This is a genomic window from Stenotrophomonas genospecies 3 (assembly GCF_054473855.1).
Genome location: NZ_JBTMUR010000001.1, coordinates 394,353 through 411,186, shown reverse-complemented (window position 1 = coordinate 411,186; position 16,834 = coordinate 394,353). Strand labels below are relative to the sequence as shown.

The following is a 16,834-nucleotide window of genomic DNA, read 5'->3' as shown; positions in this document are numbered from 1 at the left end:
AGCACGGACCTGCCCGTCAGAAGCGCTGCGAGTACTTCACGTACACGGTGCGGCCGATATCGAAGCCGCCGTAATAGGGGAAGGAGCTGGACGGCTTGGAGAACATGATCGGGCCCTGGTGGTTGAACACGTTGTTCGAACCCAGCGCCACGGTGCCGTCCCACGGCAGCTTGTAGCTGACCTGGATATCGTGGAAGGCATTGGAACCGACCTTGCGCAGGGCATCCGGCTCACCGTAGGCGTAGCGGTCGGGCAGGGTGCACGGACGGTTCGGTACGCAGTTTTCAACCATGCCGGAGTAGTAGCGCACGGTGTACTGCGTACTGAAGTTGCCGAGCTGCCAGTTCACACCCAGGTTCGAGCGCAGGCGGGAAATTCCCGGCTGGCCGATCCGGCCCATCATGATCGTATCGCCGGCGGAGTTCTGGTTCTCCTCGTCGTACTTGGAGACATAGCTGTTCTGCAGGTCGATGGTGAAGCGGCCGAACGAGAACTCGGGCAGGCGGTAGCGGATACCCAGGTCCCAGCCTTCGGTTTCCATCGAGCCCAGATTGGCCAGACCGTAGAACATGCTGGTGATGTGGCCATCGCCAGCGCGCTTGACGCTGCCACAACGCGAAGCGTTGCCGAGCACGTAGCAGTCACGCAGGATGCGGTCGACGCTGTCCTGGATGATCATGTTGGTGATCTTGTAGCTGTACCAGTCGAGGTTGATGTCCAGCCCGTCCACCCAGCGCGGGCTCCAGACCACGCCCACGGTCTTGCTCTTGGACTCTTCCGGGCGCAGCTTCGGATCGGAGCCGGTGGTGAACTCGTCAGGCGTGGCGCACGGATAGCTGGCGCAGGGCTTCAGGCTCTGGTTCAGCTGCTGGTAGCCCAGCGGGACGCCGGCGGCGTTGCAGGCGGCATTGCCGTTGACGCTGTTGGTGGCGCCGATGCCGCACGGGTCGACATAGGTTTCGAAGCTGGTGCCCAGGCCGCCATACAGATCGGAGATGCTTGGTGCGCGGAAGCCTTCGGCGAAGGTGCCACGGATCATGAGCTCTTCGATCGGACGCCAGGCGAAGCTCGCCTTGGAGTTGGTGGTGCTGCCGAAGTTGCTGTAGTCGGAGTAGCGCGTAGCCAGGTTCACGGTCAGTTCCTTGGCGAACGGCAGGTCGCGCAGGATCGGCACGTTCACTTCGGCGAAGAACTCGTTGAGGCTGTAGTCACCGGCGGTGGTGGATGCGCCCAGTGCAGTGCTCTGGCGCGACTGGGCGAAGGCATCGGGCACGAAGCGGCCTTCTTCCTTGCGGTACTGATACCCCAGGGCGACGGACAGGTCACCGGCAGGCAGTTCGATCACCGGGCCGGAGATGTTGGCGAAGTAACTGCGGGTCTTGGTGATGCCGGTATCGTTGAACGTCGGGAACAAGAAGCGCTGCAGTTCGGGATCGGAGAGAGAGCCAGCCCCCGCGACCCCGAACGGCAGCAAAGGATTCCAGGCCAGGCAACCCGAGACCGGCGATGCCGCCGTGCCACACCGGGCCACACCGTTGGCATCGAGGTAGGAGGGCCCCAATGCCTGCCGGGAAGCGATCAGGCTCATGTCGCCACGGCCTGTTTTTGTAACTTCATTGCGGTTGAACAACGCGCCGACTTCCCAGTCGTACGTCTTGGTCCCCAGCTCGAAGTAGCCGGACAGACTGGGTGCAACCCGCAGCGACTTCAGCTTGCTTTCGGTCGTGCGCGGCACTTCCCACAGGCGGCGATTGAACGCGATGCCGTGGTCGAGCGGGTTGAATACGCTGGCCGCGTCCAGCGGCGTGCCGAACTTGGTCGATTGGTACGGGTAGCCCGCGATCTGCTGGTCGGTGGTGCGCTCGTTGTAGCCGATGTCGGCAGTGAACTTGATCTGGTCGGTCAGCGCGTAGTCCGTGCTCAGGAACAGCGAGCGGCGCTCGATGCCGGTCTGCAGGTGCATCTGGTCGTTGCCGTTGGCGAACTCGGCCGGTGTGATCGGGTGGTAGTCGTTCGGGTTCTTCGGATCGCCGCCACGATTGAGGGTCTTGAATACGGCATCACCGGTATTGCACTTGTAGAGCGCCGGGTCGCACCAGGAACCGTTCTGGCTGATGTTGCTCCAGTCCGCGCCCGGGTAGTTGGGGCCGGCGCCACCGTACCGGGAGAACTCGCGGTCGCGGGCAAACACCGGGTCTGACTTCTGATATTCCAGTGCGAGCGTGTACCCGCCACGCTCCCCACGGGCGCCGGTGACCAGCGAGAACGTGCTGTCCTTGCCATCGCCCTGGCTGAACTGCCCGTGCTGCATGGACACTTCCAGGCCTTCGTAGTTCTTGCGGGTGATGATGTTGACCACGCCAGCGATTGCATCCGAGCCGTACAGCGAGGAGGCGCCGTCCTTCAGCACGTCGATGCGTTCCACCGCGCTCATCGGAATCTGGCTGAGATCCTGCAGGCCGCTGGTGGTGGCGCCGAGCCGCTTGCCGTTGACCAGAACCAGGGTGCGCGTGGCACCCAGATTGCGGATGTTGACGTAGTAGCCACCAACGTTCTCGCCGGACGCCAACGCGCGCGCACGCGAAATGGTCGGCGCGCCGGTGGATGTCAGGTTCTGCAGCAGGTCGGCGATGGTGGTGAAGCCCTGCTGCTCGATCATCGCGCGGGTGATGGCGATGATCGGCTGCTGCGTTTCGATATCCACGCTGCGGATGGCCGAACCGGTAACCTGGATGCGATCGAGGTTCTTCGGTGTTTTATCGCTGTCATCCTGCGCATGCGCGGCCGGTGACCAGGCAGCGGCCAAGGCCGTGCCCACTGCCAGGGAAAGCAGGGTGTACTTGTAGTGCATTTGGCTCTCTCCAAATCCAGTTGAATGGGTTTCCGCATCGCTGCGTGGAAACCGATCTGAAATCCCGCTGTGCGGAATCGGAAGGAACCTAACACTCCGCTTACAACTCGATTACGTTATGGACGCGTTATCGTCGCGCGCCGGATACAGCGTTCATGCACAGGCCATGCACGAAACCGCGACGCGCACCAAGGGTGCTCTGCTTCAGTCTGGCTGCGGGCTGATGACAGACTCCAGGAGACATCCGATGAATACCCCCGGCAAACCAAGACCCACGTGGAAGCAGTGGCATGTGCTGTTGCTGGTGCTTGCCATCGCACTGTTGGTGACGCTGATCATCGTCATCGCGCCATGGTGAATCGTCGGCGTTCTGCTCAGGTACCGTGAACGCGGAAATGCGACGGGATGAAGGAGTCAGGGCGCGTTGAGGGTGGTGATGCATGCATCAATTCGTACTCACCCAATCGGCACATTCAAACCTCCACAGTGGTCCCGAAGGCAACGCACTCGCGCTGTCATTCTCCATAGACCATCGAGCACACAGGAGCGATTCCATGAGCACCCAGTCCACCATCGAACACCGCCTCAACGACCTGATCGAGATTGCCCGTGATGGCAAGTCGTTCTACGAGGAAGCTGCGACCAAGGTGAAGGATGCCGAACTGTCGGCCCTGTTCACTCGTATTGCCGGCGTCAAGGGCCGCATCGTCGCCGCACTGAGTGGCTCCGTTGCTGCCAGCGGTGGCAAGCCGGCCGAGCACGGCACCGTGGTCGGTTCGATGCAGCAGTTCTATGGCAAGGTCCGCGCTGCATTCGGCGACACCAACTATGGTTACGTGGCCGAGCTGGAAGAGTCCGAAGACCGGCTGCTTGGCGCGTTCAAGGACGTGCTGAAGGATAACGAACTGCCGCCGGCCGTGCGCCAGGAAGTCACCCAGCTTCTGCCTGAAGTGCAGGAGTGCCATAACGTGATGCGCGCTCGCAAGCACGCCATGAAGGCGGCCTGACGATCATCGGCGGCCTTCTCCCCGGGGCCGCCACGGTCGGGGCAGCGTGGCTGCCCCGGCCATCTTTGCAACCAGCGCTCCAACATCATCGCCGCGTGGTGCTACGGCCCAGCAGCAACACCGCAAGGCTGGCCAGCAGCGCGGCGATGGCCGACGTCCACAGTGCACTGGCAAATCCATGGCTGTAGATCGCCTGTGCGAAGGCGGCGGTGCGCGCATCGGCGAAGGTGCCGGTAGCGATCGCATCGGCCATGGGCAGTACGTTGCGCGCGGGAACCGCCGCGGACAGTGCGCTGCGGATGCCCAGGCTCAAGGCACTGGACAGTACGGTGAATCCGAGCAGGATGCCGACAAAGCGCGTGGTCGCGCTGATGCCGGAGGCCATGCCGGCGCGCTCGCGCGGTGCCGCGCCGATGATGGCTTTGGATGTCTCGCCATTGAGGATGCCGCCGCCGGCACCGATCACCACCATTGCGACGAGTGCCAGCCACGGCAGGTGCTGCCACGCGGCCAGTCCGGCCACGGCATTGCCCGCGGCGGTGACCGACAACCCGATCGCCAGCACCGCCGGACTGGTCAGATGACGACCGAGCCGCCGGCCCACGCTGGGAAACAGCAGCATCGCCGCAGCGAACGGAAGCATGCCAGCACCGGCAGCCAGTACGCTCAGGTCGATGCCGTTCTGCAGGTACTGCGGCAGCATCGATGCCATCACCTGTGCGCTGACCGAATAGCCGACCATGGCAATGAGTGCGCCGACGAAACGCGGACTGGCCAGCAGCCCGAGATCGACCATGGGATGTGACCGTGCCCGTTCAACGATGACGAAGGCAACAGCCATGATGACGGCCAGGCCCAGCCCAATCAGCGCCGGGGCCGATGTCCATCCTTCTGCCAGTCCTTCCACCAGGAAGAACACGATGCCGAAGATGGCAGCGCTGAACGTGATGATGCCGGGTGGATCGAGCGGGCGGACCACGCTGTCTGACGACTCGGGTATCCAGCGCAGCGTGCCGTAGCCGAGCAGGCCCAGGAACGGCAGGATCGCGACGAACACCGCGCGCCAGCCCCAGAGTGCGGACAGCACGCCGCCGATCAGCGGTGAGAGCACCATCATCACGCCCATGGCTGTGCCCCAGAACGCCCATGCGGTGTCCTTGGCGGCCCCCTCGTGGTACGTGTGGCCGATGATCGACAGCGAGGGTGCCAGCAGAAAGGCTGCACCAATGCCCTGCAGAGCCCGCGCCAGGTAGAGCAGGGCAGCACCGGGCGCCAGTGCGCAGAGCAGAGAGGTGAGGGCGAACAGGCTGATGCCGATCAGCAGCACCCGGCGGCGGCCGTAGCGGTCGGCGACCGCACCGGCGGGCAGCAGAAGTGAGGTGAAGGACAGGATGTAGGCACTGATCACCCACTCGATATCCGCGAATCCGGCGTGCAGGTCACGTGCGATGCTGGGCAATGCGACCGCGACGGCATTGGTCTCCAGCACGGTCATCGTGCAGCCCAGCGAGGCCACCAGCAGGACCGAGTCAGGCAGCGTGTGCCGTGCAGGCGAAGGGGGAGGAGAGGGCGGCACCGGTCACTCGCAGGAAGGGGAGGACGGCCATTCCATCAATGATCGGTGTTTGTTTCATTCTCGGTGTTTTCTGGTTACGTTAGCTTGAACCTAACGAAATGCCGCCCATGGAACGCCGTCACCTGGAGTACTTCGTCACCCTGGCCGAGGAGCTGCACTTCGGTCGTGCGGCCCTGCGCCTGGGAATTGCCACTCCCACGCTGAGCGTGCAGATCCAGGACATCGAGCGTCGGCTTGGCACGCGCCTGTTCGACCGCGGCCGGCGCGAGGTGCTGCTGACCTCGGCAGGCGAGGTGTTCCTGGCGGAAGCCCGCGATGTGCTGCGCCGGTTCGAACAGGCTGAAACCCTGGGCCGGCGCGCGGGGCGGGGTGAGATCGGCAAGATCGAGATCGGTTACGTCGGCTCGGCGCTGTATGCCGGAGCATTGCAGGATCAGCTCAGCCGGTTCCGCAGCCGCTACCCGGGCGTGGAACTGCAGGTGAGCGAATGGCCGATGGGCGAGCTCCCGCAGCTGCTGCAGGAAGGACGGGTGGATGTGGTGTTCTGCCGGCCTCCGATGGATGTGCCCGACAGTTTCGGCGAACACACCCTGGTCGAAGACCAGTTCTGCGTGGCCCTGCCGGAAACCCATCCGCTGGCGCAGGCCCGGTCGCCGGTGCAGCCGGCGTCATTGGCCCGGGAGGGTTTCGTCATGCCGGAGCAGCCGGTGGGCGCAATGGAAGTCGGGCGCCGCGGCGGGTTCATTCCACGTATCCGTTCCCAGCCCGGGCATCTGGCGGCGGTGTTGGCCGAGGTGTCGGTCGGCGTTGGTTCGGTGGCGATCGTGCCATCGGTACTGCAACGCACGCTGGTGCTGCCCGGAATGATCTATCTGCCACTGGCGGGCCCCACCATCGTCTCGACCATCGCTGTGCAGTACCGGCGGGCAGAGACTTCGCCAGTGGTGCGGCGGCTGATCGAGCAGGTGAAGGAGACACCGTGCAGGCGCATCGACATGTTGCCCCTGGCCTGAGCGCCGCGCGGCAGGTGGACGATTGCTACACTGGTGCCACCTGCATTCGCATTCGATGGACACCATGAACAACGGGAACGGTCCGCAGACAGTTCGCTGAGCCGCAACAACGATGCAGACGTTGTTGCGGTGATCATCCCTGCGATGCACGCGAATTGGATGGATCACCGCCGGATTCACTCTGGGCGGAGACTCCCCATGTTCAATCGACAGGCCCCGCGTTGGGCCCACCCGCTGCCATCGGCCATTGTGCTGATGGCGCCGTTCGACCTCCTGGCCTCGCTGGCCATGGACATCTATCTTCCTGTGGTGCCGATGATGCCGCAGGCATTGCAGACATCACCGACGCTGGTGCAGCTCACCTTGAGCATCTACCTGCTGGTACTTGGCCTCGGCCAGTTGCTGTTCGGCCCGTTGTCCGACCGCATCGGGCGGCGGCCGGTCCTGTTGCTGGGGGCGTTGCTGTTCGCGCTTTCGTCGTTCGCGCTGGCCATGTCCAGCAGCGGCGCAGCATTCCTGGCCTGGCGAGGCGTGCAGGCGGTGGGAGCGTCGGCGGCACTGGTGGCGACCTTTGCCACGGTGCGTGATGTGTATGCTGATACAGCCGAAGGCGCGTCGCTGTACGGGCTGTTTGCCTCGATGCTGGCCTTCGTGCCGGCGCTGGGACCGATCCTCGGCGCGCTGCTGGCAGGCGCCTTCGGCTGGCGCGCGATCTTCGTTCTGCTCGGCGTACTGGGCATGATCGCCGGCATGCGCGCGGTACGGCATTGGCAGGAAACCCGCCCGCAGTGCCGGGACGCGTCGCGACCCGCGCTACGACGCATCCTCGGCAGCGGCGCGTTCTGGGTCTACACGCTGGGCTTCAGTGCGGGCATGGGCACGTTCTTCGTGTTCTTCTCGGTCGCGCCCCGGCTGCTGGTCGGGCGCATGCAGTACTCGCCGCTGTCGTTCAGCCTGGCCTTCGCCACGGTGGCGCTGGTGATGATCGTCACGGCGCGGATGGCGAACGTGTGCATTGCCCGCTGGAACGCGCGCGGTACCTTCCTGCGTGGCCTGTGGGTGATGGTGGCCGGCGTACTGCTGATGGCGTTGGCCGCAGCGTGGCCTCCCTCGTTCGTCGGAGTGGTGCTGCCCATGTGGGGCATCGCGGTGGGGCTGGTGATGGTGGTTTCGGTGGCTGCAAGCGGCGCGCTGCGTGATTTCGCCGATGCGTCAGGTACGGCGGTGGCCCTGTACTACGCCGTGCAGAGCCTGATCGTGGCAGGCATCGGCACGCTGGTTACCCTCGTGCTGCCCGGCGATACCGTGTGGCCGCTGGTGGCCTATGGGTTGCTGTTGCCACTTGCCAGCCTGGCAGGTGCCGCCGCGCTGCGGCATCGCGCATAACGCTGGGTGGCGGGCAAAAAAGGGGGCGGCCGCAAGGCCGCCCCAACCCGTCAAGAGAGCACGTGTTTAGAAGCGCACAGACCAGCGTGCGGTGGCGCCATGGTCGCGGCTTTCACTGCCGAACTGGCCGCTGTAGCCCAGCTCCAGCTGCTGCCGCGGGGTCAGCCATGCCGACAGGCCCAGCTCGGCCACCATGGCGTTGTCGGCAATTGGTGCGCCCTCGACCGCGAAGGTGCTGCTGCTGTTGGCGAAAGCCAGGTTGGCCACCTGGCTGCGGTCGCCAGAGGCGCGGCGATAGCCCACGCCACCGCGCAGGTGCAGCCAGCTGTCCTGCTGGAACGAGGCCTTCAGGCCCTTGTCGAAGCGCAGGCCAGCGGTGGCGATGGTGGTGCCGGTGTCGTCCACCTTGCCGTGCAGTGCGGCCGCGCCGCCACGCTCGTTGATCTGCTTCAGGTCCACTTCCACGCGGGCGACCTGCAGGTACGGCTCCAGTCCGCCTTCCGCATTGCCGAAGCGGTAGCCCGCTTCGATGAAGGCCTGGCGCGTACGTGCGTTGTAGCGCGCGCTGAGGCTGTCGCTGAAGCCGGCGAAGGCAACATCACGCGTGCTCTTCACTTCGTTGCGGCTCCATGCCGCGCCACCACGCAGGCCGAAGCCGCCCCAGGTGTGGCTGGCATAGGCGCCGAAGTGCGTGTTGTCGATCTTCGACTTGGCACGACGCTCCTGCTGCTTCACGTCGGTGCGGCCTGTACCGGCCAGCACGCCGATCTGCCAGCCACCGAACTCGCGGTCGATGCCGACCAGCAGGCCGTTGCTGTTGGCGTCGGTGCGCGCGGTGTTGCTGTTGCCATCCAGCTTGCTGTTGCCGCCCAGTGCCTGCACCCAGGCGCCGGTGGCATCACCCGCATCGGCACCGGGTGCGGTGGCACCGGCACGACGTGACAGTGCGGCATCGCGCACATAGCGGCTGCCCTCGAGCAGGGCCAGCGCCGTGGCCGGATGCAGCTCGCCGCTGAGGCCATCGAGCACGCCACCCACCTGTTGCGGGAACAGTTGGGTCAGCGGCTTGGGCAGGCCCTGGTTGATCGCCAGTCCATCGGCCACCGCCGCGGCCGCACGCTGGTTCGGCGTGGTGGCGGCGCTGGCGAGCGAGGCACCCCGGGTCACGTCGATGCGGGTGCCATTGGCGCCGTAGGCCAGGCTGAACTGCAGGAACGGCGAGAACGCGCTGAAGTCGGTTTTCGCGAACTGGCCGCTGACACCGCCGTCGGCGCGGATGAAATTGAACTGCTCGCCGAGGTAGTAGGTACCCGGCTCCGGCAGTGCGACCAGGGTGCCGCCGAGAGTGGCGGTGCCGGTTACGTGCAACTGGTCACTGCGGCCGCCCGGGGCAAGTTCGGCGGCATAGACGCCGGTTGCGCCCTGCACGTAGTTGCCGTTGATGGTCAGCGTGCCGATCGAATTGCCGGGCGCGATGATGCCGTCCACACGGGTGTTGCCCAGCGTGCCGATGCCCTTCAGCAGGCCGTTGGCACCGACCGTGGTGGTGCCGCCGGTCTGCGTGCCGTTGAAGGACACCACGCCACCGTTGACCGTCAGGTTGCTGTCCTTCAGCAGGCCGCTGCTGCTGACCGTGCTCACGCCTCCGGTGGTGTTCAGGGCGGTGGAGACCAGCGAACCGTTGAGCAGGAACTGGCCACCCTGGACTTCGACCGCTGACGTGAGTGTGTTGGTGCCGTTCAATTCCAGCGTGCCGTCCTGCAGTACTGCGCCGTTGAAGGTGTTGCCACCACTCAGGCGCAGCCAGCCGATGCCGGACTTGGTCAGCTTGCCGGGGCCGCCGATGTCGTTGGTCCAGTCATCCCAGGCATCGCCTTCCCACACCTTCAGGCCACCGGCCTTCTGGTTCATTACCACGTTGGTGTCCACGCGCAGCGAGCCGTAGCCTTCGATGGCCTTGCGCAGGTCGACCATGCCCCAGCCGTAGATCGGATCGATGCCTGCTGCACCCAGGTCGCGTGCGGTGGTCAGCAACACGTCGCGGACCTGGGCGTTGTCCAGATAGGGGAAGCGCTCCATCAGCAGGCCGAGCGCGCCGGTGATGTGTGGCGCCGCCATCGACGTGCCCGTCTTGGTGCCATAGACGTACTGGGTGCTCTCGCTGTCGATGATCAGGCGGACATAGGCGGAAGTGTTCTCGACGCGACCCTGGATATCACCGGACACAATGGTGCTCAGGATGTCGGTGCCCGGTGCCGAGATGCACCAGTTGGCGGCAACGCCGCAGATGCTGGAACTGCCATCGATCACGTAGTCGGTTTCGCCCGCAGCAGCGTTGGGCCGGCGGACGTTGGCCACGGCCAGCCAGTACGGTTCAAGTTCCGGCTTCCAGCGCGGCATGGCGGCCGTGATTCCGGCGACGGCGCCACTGCCGTTACCAGCCGACCACACCTGGATGAGGGTGGAGGAGGGGGCATCGCCATCGTTGGCGTAGATGCTGCCATACACGCCGTAGCCGTCACCGATCGCTGCATACTGTGCATCCAGCGCGGCAGCAGTCATGTTGCGGGTAGAGATACCCCAGCTGTGGTTGATGGCGCGCACGCCCTGCGCCTGGATCTGCGCATACATATCCAAGGTAGCGGTGTCATCGGGATCGGTGCGATATAGCGCGCGCGGACGATAGAAGTTGTCCGGATCCAGGCGCCACTCATAGTAGGTATCACCAAACACACGGGCTGCGGTCAGGTTCGAACCGAATGCTACGCCATGCATGCCTTTGCCATCGCGGTTGGCACCGATGGTACCCAGCACGTGGGTGCCGTGGTCGGCGTAGCTGAAGCCATAGGGCTGGCCTGCCGCGATCAGGCGTGCGGCCAGTGCGGCGGGAACGCCGGGGCCAAGGCCGTAGTAGTTGTAGCCTGGCTGCTCGCCACGGGTTTGTTCGCAGGCACCGGTACCGGCCACCACGCCTGGCGTGGCGCAGTCCGCGCCGATGGTGATGCTGGACGTATTGCGCCCCGCAAATTCCTGATGGGCCAGTGCCGAGCCCGAATCGAACAGGGCAAGACGTACGCCCTGGCCGGTCAGTCCACGTGCATAGGCGTAATCGGCCCCCATCGCACCCAGCCCCCAGTCAGCGTTGAATTCATCGCTGCGCCAACTGGCTGCATCGCCGGGGTTGCCGAGAACGGACGTGTTGGCCGCCGCTGGCGTGGTGGCCGTCGGTGCTGCGGACGCGCCGACGCCTGGTTGCGCCCAGGCCGCCTGCAACTGGCGCTGTTGTTGCCAGACCTCGAATGAGTCGTTGGCCATGGCGGGCAACGTGCTGGCAAGCAGCAATGTGCTGGTGACCGCCAGCGCGAGGCGGCTGTGCAGGGGAGAACGGGAGTGGGACGAACGGCCGTGCAGCGGGTGATTCATCGGACAACTTCCTTGATTGACGGACAACAAGGCCGTTAACCCCGCAGCGCGCCGATCCCCCCCAGTGGTGTGAAGGAAATTTAATGAACAGGTTAATGTTCCGTGACACGGGCGTTCACTCCATCTCCCGGAGGCCTCGCTACCGTGGCCCGGCCTGGGCTCACCAGGCTTATCAAGGAGTGATGTCGATGCGTACTTTCAGGAAAATGATCGCGGGTGCGGTGTTCGCCTTGGCCTGCAGCGGTTCGGTTGCTGTGGCTGGGCCGATTCCGCCATGCGATCTTCCCTGTTGGAAGGCTTACCAGGCGTGTCTGTCCGGTGGCGGTGATGCGATGGAATGCCAGTACGAATACGATCGTTGCATCATGGATCGCTGCGGCGCTGTGTAAGCAGTGGCAATGCAGGATTGATGACGAGCCCCGTCCCTGACGGGGCTCTTCTGTTTCAGCGCCGCCCGCTTGCAGGCCATGCACGCAGCGGCGAGGATGGGGAATCGCATCGGAGCCGCCGCACATGGCCGTCAAACGTGTCGTCGCCAACATCGCCACGCCTGACCCTGCGCGTGCTGCAGCGTTCTATGGCGAGCTGCTGGGCATGCCGGTGGTGATGGACCACGGCTGGATCGTCACCCATGGCGGCGAGGGCAGCGCGCTGGCGCAGGTCAGCTTTGCCACTGAAGGGGGATCCGGCACGGCGGTGCCGGATCTGTCGATAGAAGTCGACAATCTGCAACAGGTACTGGAGCGCATGCGCGCGGCCGGCATCCCGCTGGAATATGGCCCGGCCGATGAGCCCTGGGGCGTGCGCCGCTTCTTCGTCCGTGACCCGTTCGGGCGGTTGTTGAACATCCTTGCCCACACCTGAGCGGCAGAAAGTCTGTCAGCGCCGTTTGGCACTGGTCGGTGGCACGCCGACCATGCGCAGGCAATCATCCACCACGGCGGCGATGAAGGCATCGGCATTCTGTGCGGGTGTGGCGATCAGGTCGTCGGTGGCGCCGTGCACGCCGGCATAGATCAACGAGGCGGTGACTTTGGGCGCTGGAAGCTGCCACAGAGCTGCGGCATTGCCTGCTTCGAGGATGCCCAGCAGTTGCTGCTGGATCGCATTGCGTTCGGCATTGCCACGCTGGTGGTGATGATGGTTGGCGTACACCACGTCGTGCAGTGCATGGGTGCGCACATAAAGTTCGATGTTGGCGCGGATCCAGGCGCGCAGGCGTGCTACGCCATCGCTGGCCGGGTAGCGCTGCACGGCGTGGTCGACGCCTTCCATGAAACGCTGGGTATAGCGCTGCGCCAGCGCCTGCAGAATCTCGGTGCGCGAGGCGAAGTAGGTATAGAAGGTGCCCTTGGCAACGTCCGCTGCGGCGACGATGTCGCTGATGGTTGTGGCATCCACTCCCTTTGACAGGAACAGCGCCTGCGCGGCGTCCATCAGTTCTTCCTGGCGGGTTTCCGCAGGTTTGGTGCGAGGCCTGGCGACAGCTGGGGTCTGCATGTGGGAGGGATCCGGGTGCGACGGGAGCCATTCTAGCTGGCCTGTGGCACCGACTGACCGTCAGTCATTGACCGACGGTCAGTCAGTGGCTACGATGCGTACACATCCTTCCCCCGGGAACCGTACATGCGACGTTTCCAGCGGCCGGCCCTGGTGCTGGCGGCCTACCTCGGCACATTCCTCGCCTCGCTGGACATCAGCATCGTCAACGTCGCCCTGCCGACCCTGCAGCAGGCGTTGAATACCGACATGGCCGGCCTGCAGTGGGTGATCAATGCGTATGCAATCGCGCTGTCGGCGTTGATGCTGTCGGCGGGGCCGCTTGGGGACCGTTACGGTCATCGGCGGATGTGGCTGCTCAGCGTCGCCACCTTCACGCTGGGGTCGCTGCTGTGCGCCTGTGCCGGCAATCTTGCGACCCTGGTAGCCGGGCGTGCAGTGCAGGGCATCGCCGGCGCCTTGTTGATTCCCGCCGCAATGCCGATCCTCAGCCACGCGTTTCCCGATGCGCGCCAACGTGCGCGTGCGATCGGTGGCTGGTCGGCGTTCAGTGCGCTGGCCCTGGTGCTTGGCCCGCTGCTGGGCGGCGTGCTGGTACAGCGCGTCGGATGGCCCAGCATCTTCCTGATCAACCTGCCGTTGGGCCTGCTCGCACTGGCGCTGGGCGCCTGGGGAATTCCGGAGCGGCGGCATCCGCAGCACGCTGCGCTGGACCCTGCCGGGCAGCTGCTCAGCATCGTCGCGCTGGGTGCGCTGAGCTATGGCCTGATCGCGATCGGCGCGCATGGCCTGCTTGCCCCGGTGACGCTGCTGGCGCTGGGCGTGGCAGCTGCCGGGTTGATCCTGTTCGGCATCGTCGAACGCCGGGTGGCACGCCCATTGCTGCCGCTGGACCTGTTTGCCGACCGCCGCTTCGGCATGTTCAACCTGGCCTCGTTCGTCCTGGGCTTCACTGCCTATGCCAGCCTGTTCTTCCTGTCGCTGTTCTTCCAGCAGGCGCAGGGGCACAACGCTGCGCTGGCAGGCTCCCAGTTGGCCCCGCAGTTCCTGTTGATGGGTGCCGTCTCGCTGTTGTTCGGGCGTCTGGTCGCCCACCTCGGGCTGCACGCCGCGCTGGTGCTGGGCTACGCCCTGGCTGGGGTGGCGCTGTGCGCGATGGCCACGTTCGAACCGGCTACTTCGCACGCTTGTTCCAGTGCTGTGCTGGTGCTGCTTGGCATTGGAATGGGGCTGGCAGTGCCGGCGACCGGCATGGCGGTCATGGCCAGCGCGCCGGTCGAGCGCGCGGGTATCGCCTCAGCCACGATGAACGCGTTACGTCAGGCAGGCATGAGCCTGGGCATCGCGCTGCTGGGCAGCCTGATGGGCCAGCGCGCCGTGCAGCAGTTCGCCGCGTCCGCGCAGGCGGCCGGGCAGCGGGAGCTGGCGGCACAGGCGCGCGAACTGATCCTGCAACCGGGCTCGATGCACGCCACGCCGCAGATGCTGACGTGGTATCGCAGTGCGATGGCCAGTGGTTTCGGATGGGCGATGGCTGTGGCCGGTGCGCTGGCCCTGCTTGCGGCGCTCGGGCTGTATCGGCAGCGCGCTCCGGCCTGACGCGCTGCATTCAGCCCTGCTGGCGTTGCGGACCCGCTGCCGTGCGTTCGATCTCCTGAGGCTGTTGTTGCTGCTGGCGCGCATTGGCGTGGCGAGCGTGTCCACCTTCACGACCGATCTCGGCCATGTGCTGGCGGTTGCGGCTGATCGCCTCGCCGCCCTTGCGGCCTGCGACACGTGCCTCGGCCGGACTGAATTCATGCGCGTTGCCGGAGGCATGTGCGGCGCGCCCGCCCTTGGCCGCGATCGCGCGCTGCTTTTCCTGGTCCATTGATGCGAAACCCCGGTTGGAGCTGCGCGGGTTCTGCTCAGTCATGTGAAATCTCCTGCGGTATGGGGGTCGCCTTCGTAGACGACGGCATCCATGCTTGGCCATCGCACGCTAAGTCCAGGTCGCCATCTTGGCCCTGGTTTTCACGCGCCCTGCGCACGGGGCTGATCAGGCAGCCATTCAGGCGGGCGCTGCCTTCGCTGCCGCCAGTGCCATGCCACTGACCACCGACCCGATCGTCTCTACGTCTGCCAAGGGAGCTCCCTGGTTCAGTCGCGCCTGCAGAGCTCCGTGGGAGACGGCGAAGACGATCGCTTGGCCGAGCAGTGCGTGGGTACGCAGCACCGTCTCGGCGCTGGATGGTTCGCTGCCGCGCAGGCACGCTACGCACGCGGCCAACGTGGTGTGCAGGGGTTCGAACAGCGTACGGTGGGCACTGGCGAACGCCGCCGTCGGTTGGATCTGTTCGCGCGCCAACAGCAGCGTGCGTGGACCCGCATCCGGCGCCGACAGCAAGGCATGGACGAATGCCCGCATCAACTGCTGCAGCTGCTGCGCGGCCTGCCGCGCGCCGCTGGGTGGCGTTGCCGGCAGCGGCAATCGCTCGGCAATGGCTTGAGCGCAGCGCTGCAGTACGGCGGCATACAGTTCCTGCTTGCCACCGAAGTGATAGGGAATGGCTGACTGGCTGCAGCCGGCCATGTCCACCAGCTGGCGGGTACGCACACCCTCCACGCCGAACGCGCTGAACAGCTGCAGCCCCGCGTGCAGCAGTCGGGCTCGGGTCTGCCCGCTGCGCGTCTCGGCCGCGCGCCGCCGTGCCGGTGTCTGCAGATGGGCGATGAACTCAGGCATCGGCCTGCATCAGCCATGTCGAGTTTTCATTGAGCGCGGTACCCGCTTCCGCGCCGACGATGACCGTACCGCCGATGTTGGCCATGTGCCGGCCGAATGCACAGTTCGGTTCGAAGGCGAAGCACATGCCGGCCTGCAGGGGCAGTTCGCGCCCGACAGTCGGCAGCGGCGCGATGTGCGCATAGCGCGCGGCCTCCGGCAGCGCTTCGATGCCCGGTGCACGGCCGAAGCCAATCGGTCCATAGGGGTTGAGGCTGTGGACCAACGGATGCACGTGCCAGCCGCCCGCCTCCAGCAGGGGCGCTTCCATCGCGTCGACGACATCGCCGAAGGTATTGCCCACGCGCAGTGCGGACAGGCCTGCTTCGTAGCTGCTGCGGGCGACGGCAGCGGCGCGATGGATGTCGTCGTGCACCTCGCCAATGGCAACCGCGGCCTGATGCTGGGTTTCCATCAGCCCGTACAGTGCGAAGATCTCCGACAGCACCAGGTCACCATCGCGCAGAATGCGCGGCGGCTGCGCACGATACTGCCAGGCGGGTGGTCCCCAGCCCACATACTCGGGACCCGAGCCGAGCAACACCTCGGCGGTATAGCCCCCCAGCGAGAAACAGGCGGCGGTCACTGCGGCAACCAGTTCGGCTTCCGAAACACCGGGGCGAGCAGTGGCACGCAGCGCCTCGCTCATGGATTCACCGATCCAGGCGGCATGCGCAATCAGCGCCAGTTCCTCCTGGCTCTTTACCGAGGCGCGCTGGAAGAACGCACGATATACCGGTACGAATTCCGCGTTCGGCACCGCCGCCTGCATGCCCTGCAGGGTGCGCGCGGGCATCGCGCCGTCGAAGTAGAACGGTGGATAGGGCTCCAGCCCCAGCACGCCGATACGTGCCGTGTGCAGGCCACATTGCTGCAGCCAGCGGCCAACCTCCAGACCGGATTTTCCAACCCACAGCTGTTCGGGTGCGATCCACTGCAGGTCGCCGCGCAGGCAGGCCTGCAGGTGGTCGGCAATCATCAGCGAGGCAAAGGTGAACACCCGTGGCGGCTGGTCGCCGACGAACACCACGATCGAGCCGGGCCGGTCATTGGTGAAGTAGCAGTCCGGCGAGAACCCGGCCGGTGCGGCGGCTTCCCGGTCGCCATGCACAACCAGGGCATCGAGGCGTTCACTGGCCATGAGGTCGCGGGCCAGGGCCCAGCGGCGGTCGCGTTCCATCAGGCTGAGCGGTGCGGGCGGCGTGCGCATGAGGAGTATTCCAGGGGAAGGAGCGCGCAGGCTCGATCACGCAGTTGAATGAATCAACCGCTTGAATCGGCATTGCACGTGCGCTGCTGCGGGGGCAGCTGAAG

General features: G+C 65.5%; 13 protein-coding genes. 6 read left to right on the top strand and 7 right to left on the bottom strand.

The annotated features are described in order from the left end of the window. Nucleotides 1-16: 16 nt before the first annotated feature. Complete coding sequence (locus tag ACX9OT_RS01805; RefSeq protein ID WP_032128574.1) at nt 17-2,851, bottom strand: TonB-dependent receptor; 2,835 nt, start codon at nt 2,849-2,851, stop codon at nt 17-19. A gap of 554 nt (nt 2,852-3,405) precedes the next feature. Here ACX9OT_RS01805 and ACX9OT_RS01800 point away from each other — a divergent pair. Beyond that, nucleotides 3,406-3,858 (top strand): PA2169 family four-helix-bundle protein, encoded by a 453-nt coding sequence (locus tag ACX9OT_RS01800; RefSeq protein ID WP_005419568.1) that lies wholly within the window; start codon nt 3,406-3,408, stop codon nt 3,856-3,858. Nucleotides 3,859-3,943: 85 nt separating this feature from the next. Here the strand turns inward: ACX9OT_RS01800 and ACX9OT_RS01795 are convergent, their stop codons facing one another. Continuing rightward, nucleotides 3,944-5,434: an MFS transporter gene (locus tag ACX9OT_RS01795; protein ID WP_049461992.1), complete on the bottom strand. Its 1,491-nt coding sequence runs from the start codon at nt 5,432-5,434 to the stop codon at nt 3,944-3,946. 107 nt (nt 5,435-5,541) lie between these two features. On the opposite strand from ACX9OT_RS01795, the gene ACX9OT_RS01790 reads away from it, so the two are divergent. Together ACX9OT_RS01790 and cml are read left to right on the top strand one after the other, a co-directional pair. After that, entirely contained in the window at nt 5,542-6,447 is a 906-nt protein-coding gene (locus tag ACX9OT_RS01790) for a LysR family transcriptional regulator (protein WP_032128595.1), read from the top strand. Between the two features lie 198 nt (nt 6,448-6,645). Continuing rightward, entirely contained in the window at nt 6,646-7,833 is a 1,188-nt protein-coding gene (gene cml, locus ACX9OT_RS01785) for a CmlA/FloR family chloramphenicol efflux MFS transporter (protein WP_049461993.1), read from the top strand. A 66-nt stretch (nt 7,834-7,899) separates the two neighbouring features. On the opposite strand, the gene ACX9OT_RS01780 is transcribed toward cml, so the two are convergent. Continuing rightward, nucleotides 7,900-11,256, bottom strand: coding sequence for an autotransporter domain-containing protein (locus ACX9OT_RS01780; protein ID WP_459000649.1), 3,357 nt, complete (start codon nt 11,254-11,256; stop codon nt 7,900-7,902). A gap of 188 nt (nt 11,257-11,444) precedes the next feature. On the opposite strand from ACX9OT_RS01780, the gene ACX9OT_RS01775 reads away from it, so the two are divergent. Both ACX9OT_RS01775 and ACX9OT_RS01770 read left to right on the top strand, forming a co-directional pair. Then, on the top strand, nt 11,445-11,645 hold the full coding sequence (locus tag ACX9OT_RS01775) for a hypothetical protein (protein WP_049462007.1): 201 nt from the start codon (nt 11,445-11,447) through the stop codon (nt 11,643-11,645). A gap of 124 nt (nt 11,646-11,769) precedes the next feature. After that, nucleotides 11,770-12,120: a VOC family protein gene (locus ACX9OT_RS01770; RefSeq protein WP_032128579.1), complete on the top strand. Its 351-nt coding sequence runs from the start codon at nt 11,770-11,772 to the stop codon at nt 12,118-12,120. A 15-nt stretch (nt 12,121-12,135) separates the two neighbouring features. Here ACX9OT_RS01770 and ACX9OT_RS01765 read toward each other — a convergent pair whose 3' ends face one another. Next, complete coding sequence (locus ACX9OT_RS01765) at nt 12,136-12,756, bottom strand: TetR/AcrR family transcriptional regulator (protein WP_049461995.1); 621 nt, start codon at nt 12,754-12,756, stop codon at nt 12,136-12,138. A 126-nt stretch (nt 12,757-12,882) separates the two neighbouring features. Between ACX9OT_RS01765 and ACX9OT_RS01760 the strand changes: the two genes are divergently transcribed. After that, entirely contained in the window at nt 12,883-14,355 is a 1,473-nt protein-coding gene (locus ACX9OT_RS01760; RefSeq protein WP_049461996.1) for an MFS transporter, read from the top strand. Nucleotides 14,356-14,365: 10 nt separating this feature from the next. On the opposite strand, the gene ACX9OT_RS01755 is transcribed toward ACX9OT_RS01760, so the two are convergent. The 3 genes from ACX9OT_RS01755 to ACX9OT_RS01745 all read right to left on the bottom strand — a co-directional run bounded on the left by ACX9OT_RS01755 (nt 14,366) and on the right by ACX9OT_RS01745 (nt 16,730). After that, nucleotides 14,366-14,671: a KGG domain-containing protein gene (locus ACX9OT_RS01755; RefSeq protein ID WP_032128582.1), complete on the bottom strand. Its 306-nt coding sequence runs from the start codon at nt 14,669-14,671 to the stop codon at nt 14,366-14,368. 135 nt (nt 14,672-14,806) lie between these two features. Then, complete coding sequence (locus tag ACX9OT_RS01750) at nt 14,807-15,481, bottom strand: CerR family C-terminal domain-containing protein (RefSeq protein WP_049461997.1); 675 nt, start codon at nt 15,479-15,481, stop codon at nt 14,807-14,809. Then, nucleotides 15,474-16,730 carry a M24 family metallopeptidase gene (locus ACX9OT_RS01745; protein WP_049461998.1) on the bottom strand — a complete coding sequence of 419 codons (1,257 nt, stop codon included), beginning with the start codon at nt 16,728-16,730 and terminating at the stop codon, nt 15,474-15,476. The genes ACX9OT_RS01750 and ACX9OT_RS01745 overlap by 8 nt, the downstream gene beginning before the upstream one ends. Nucleotides 16,731-16,834 lie beyond the last annotated feature (104 nt).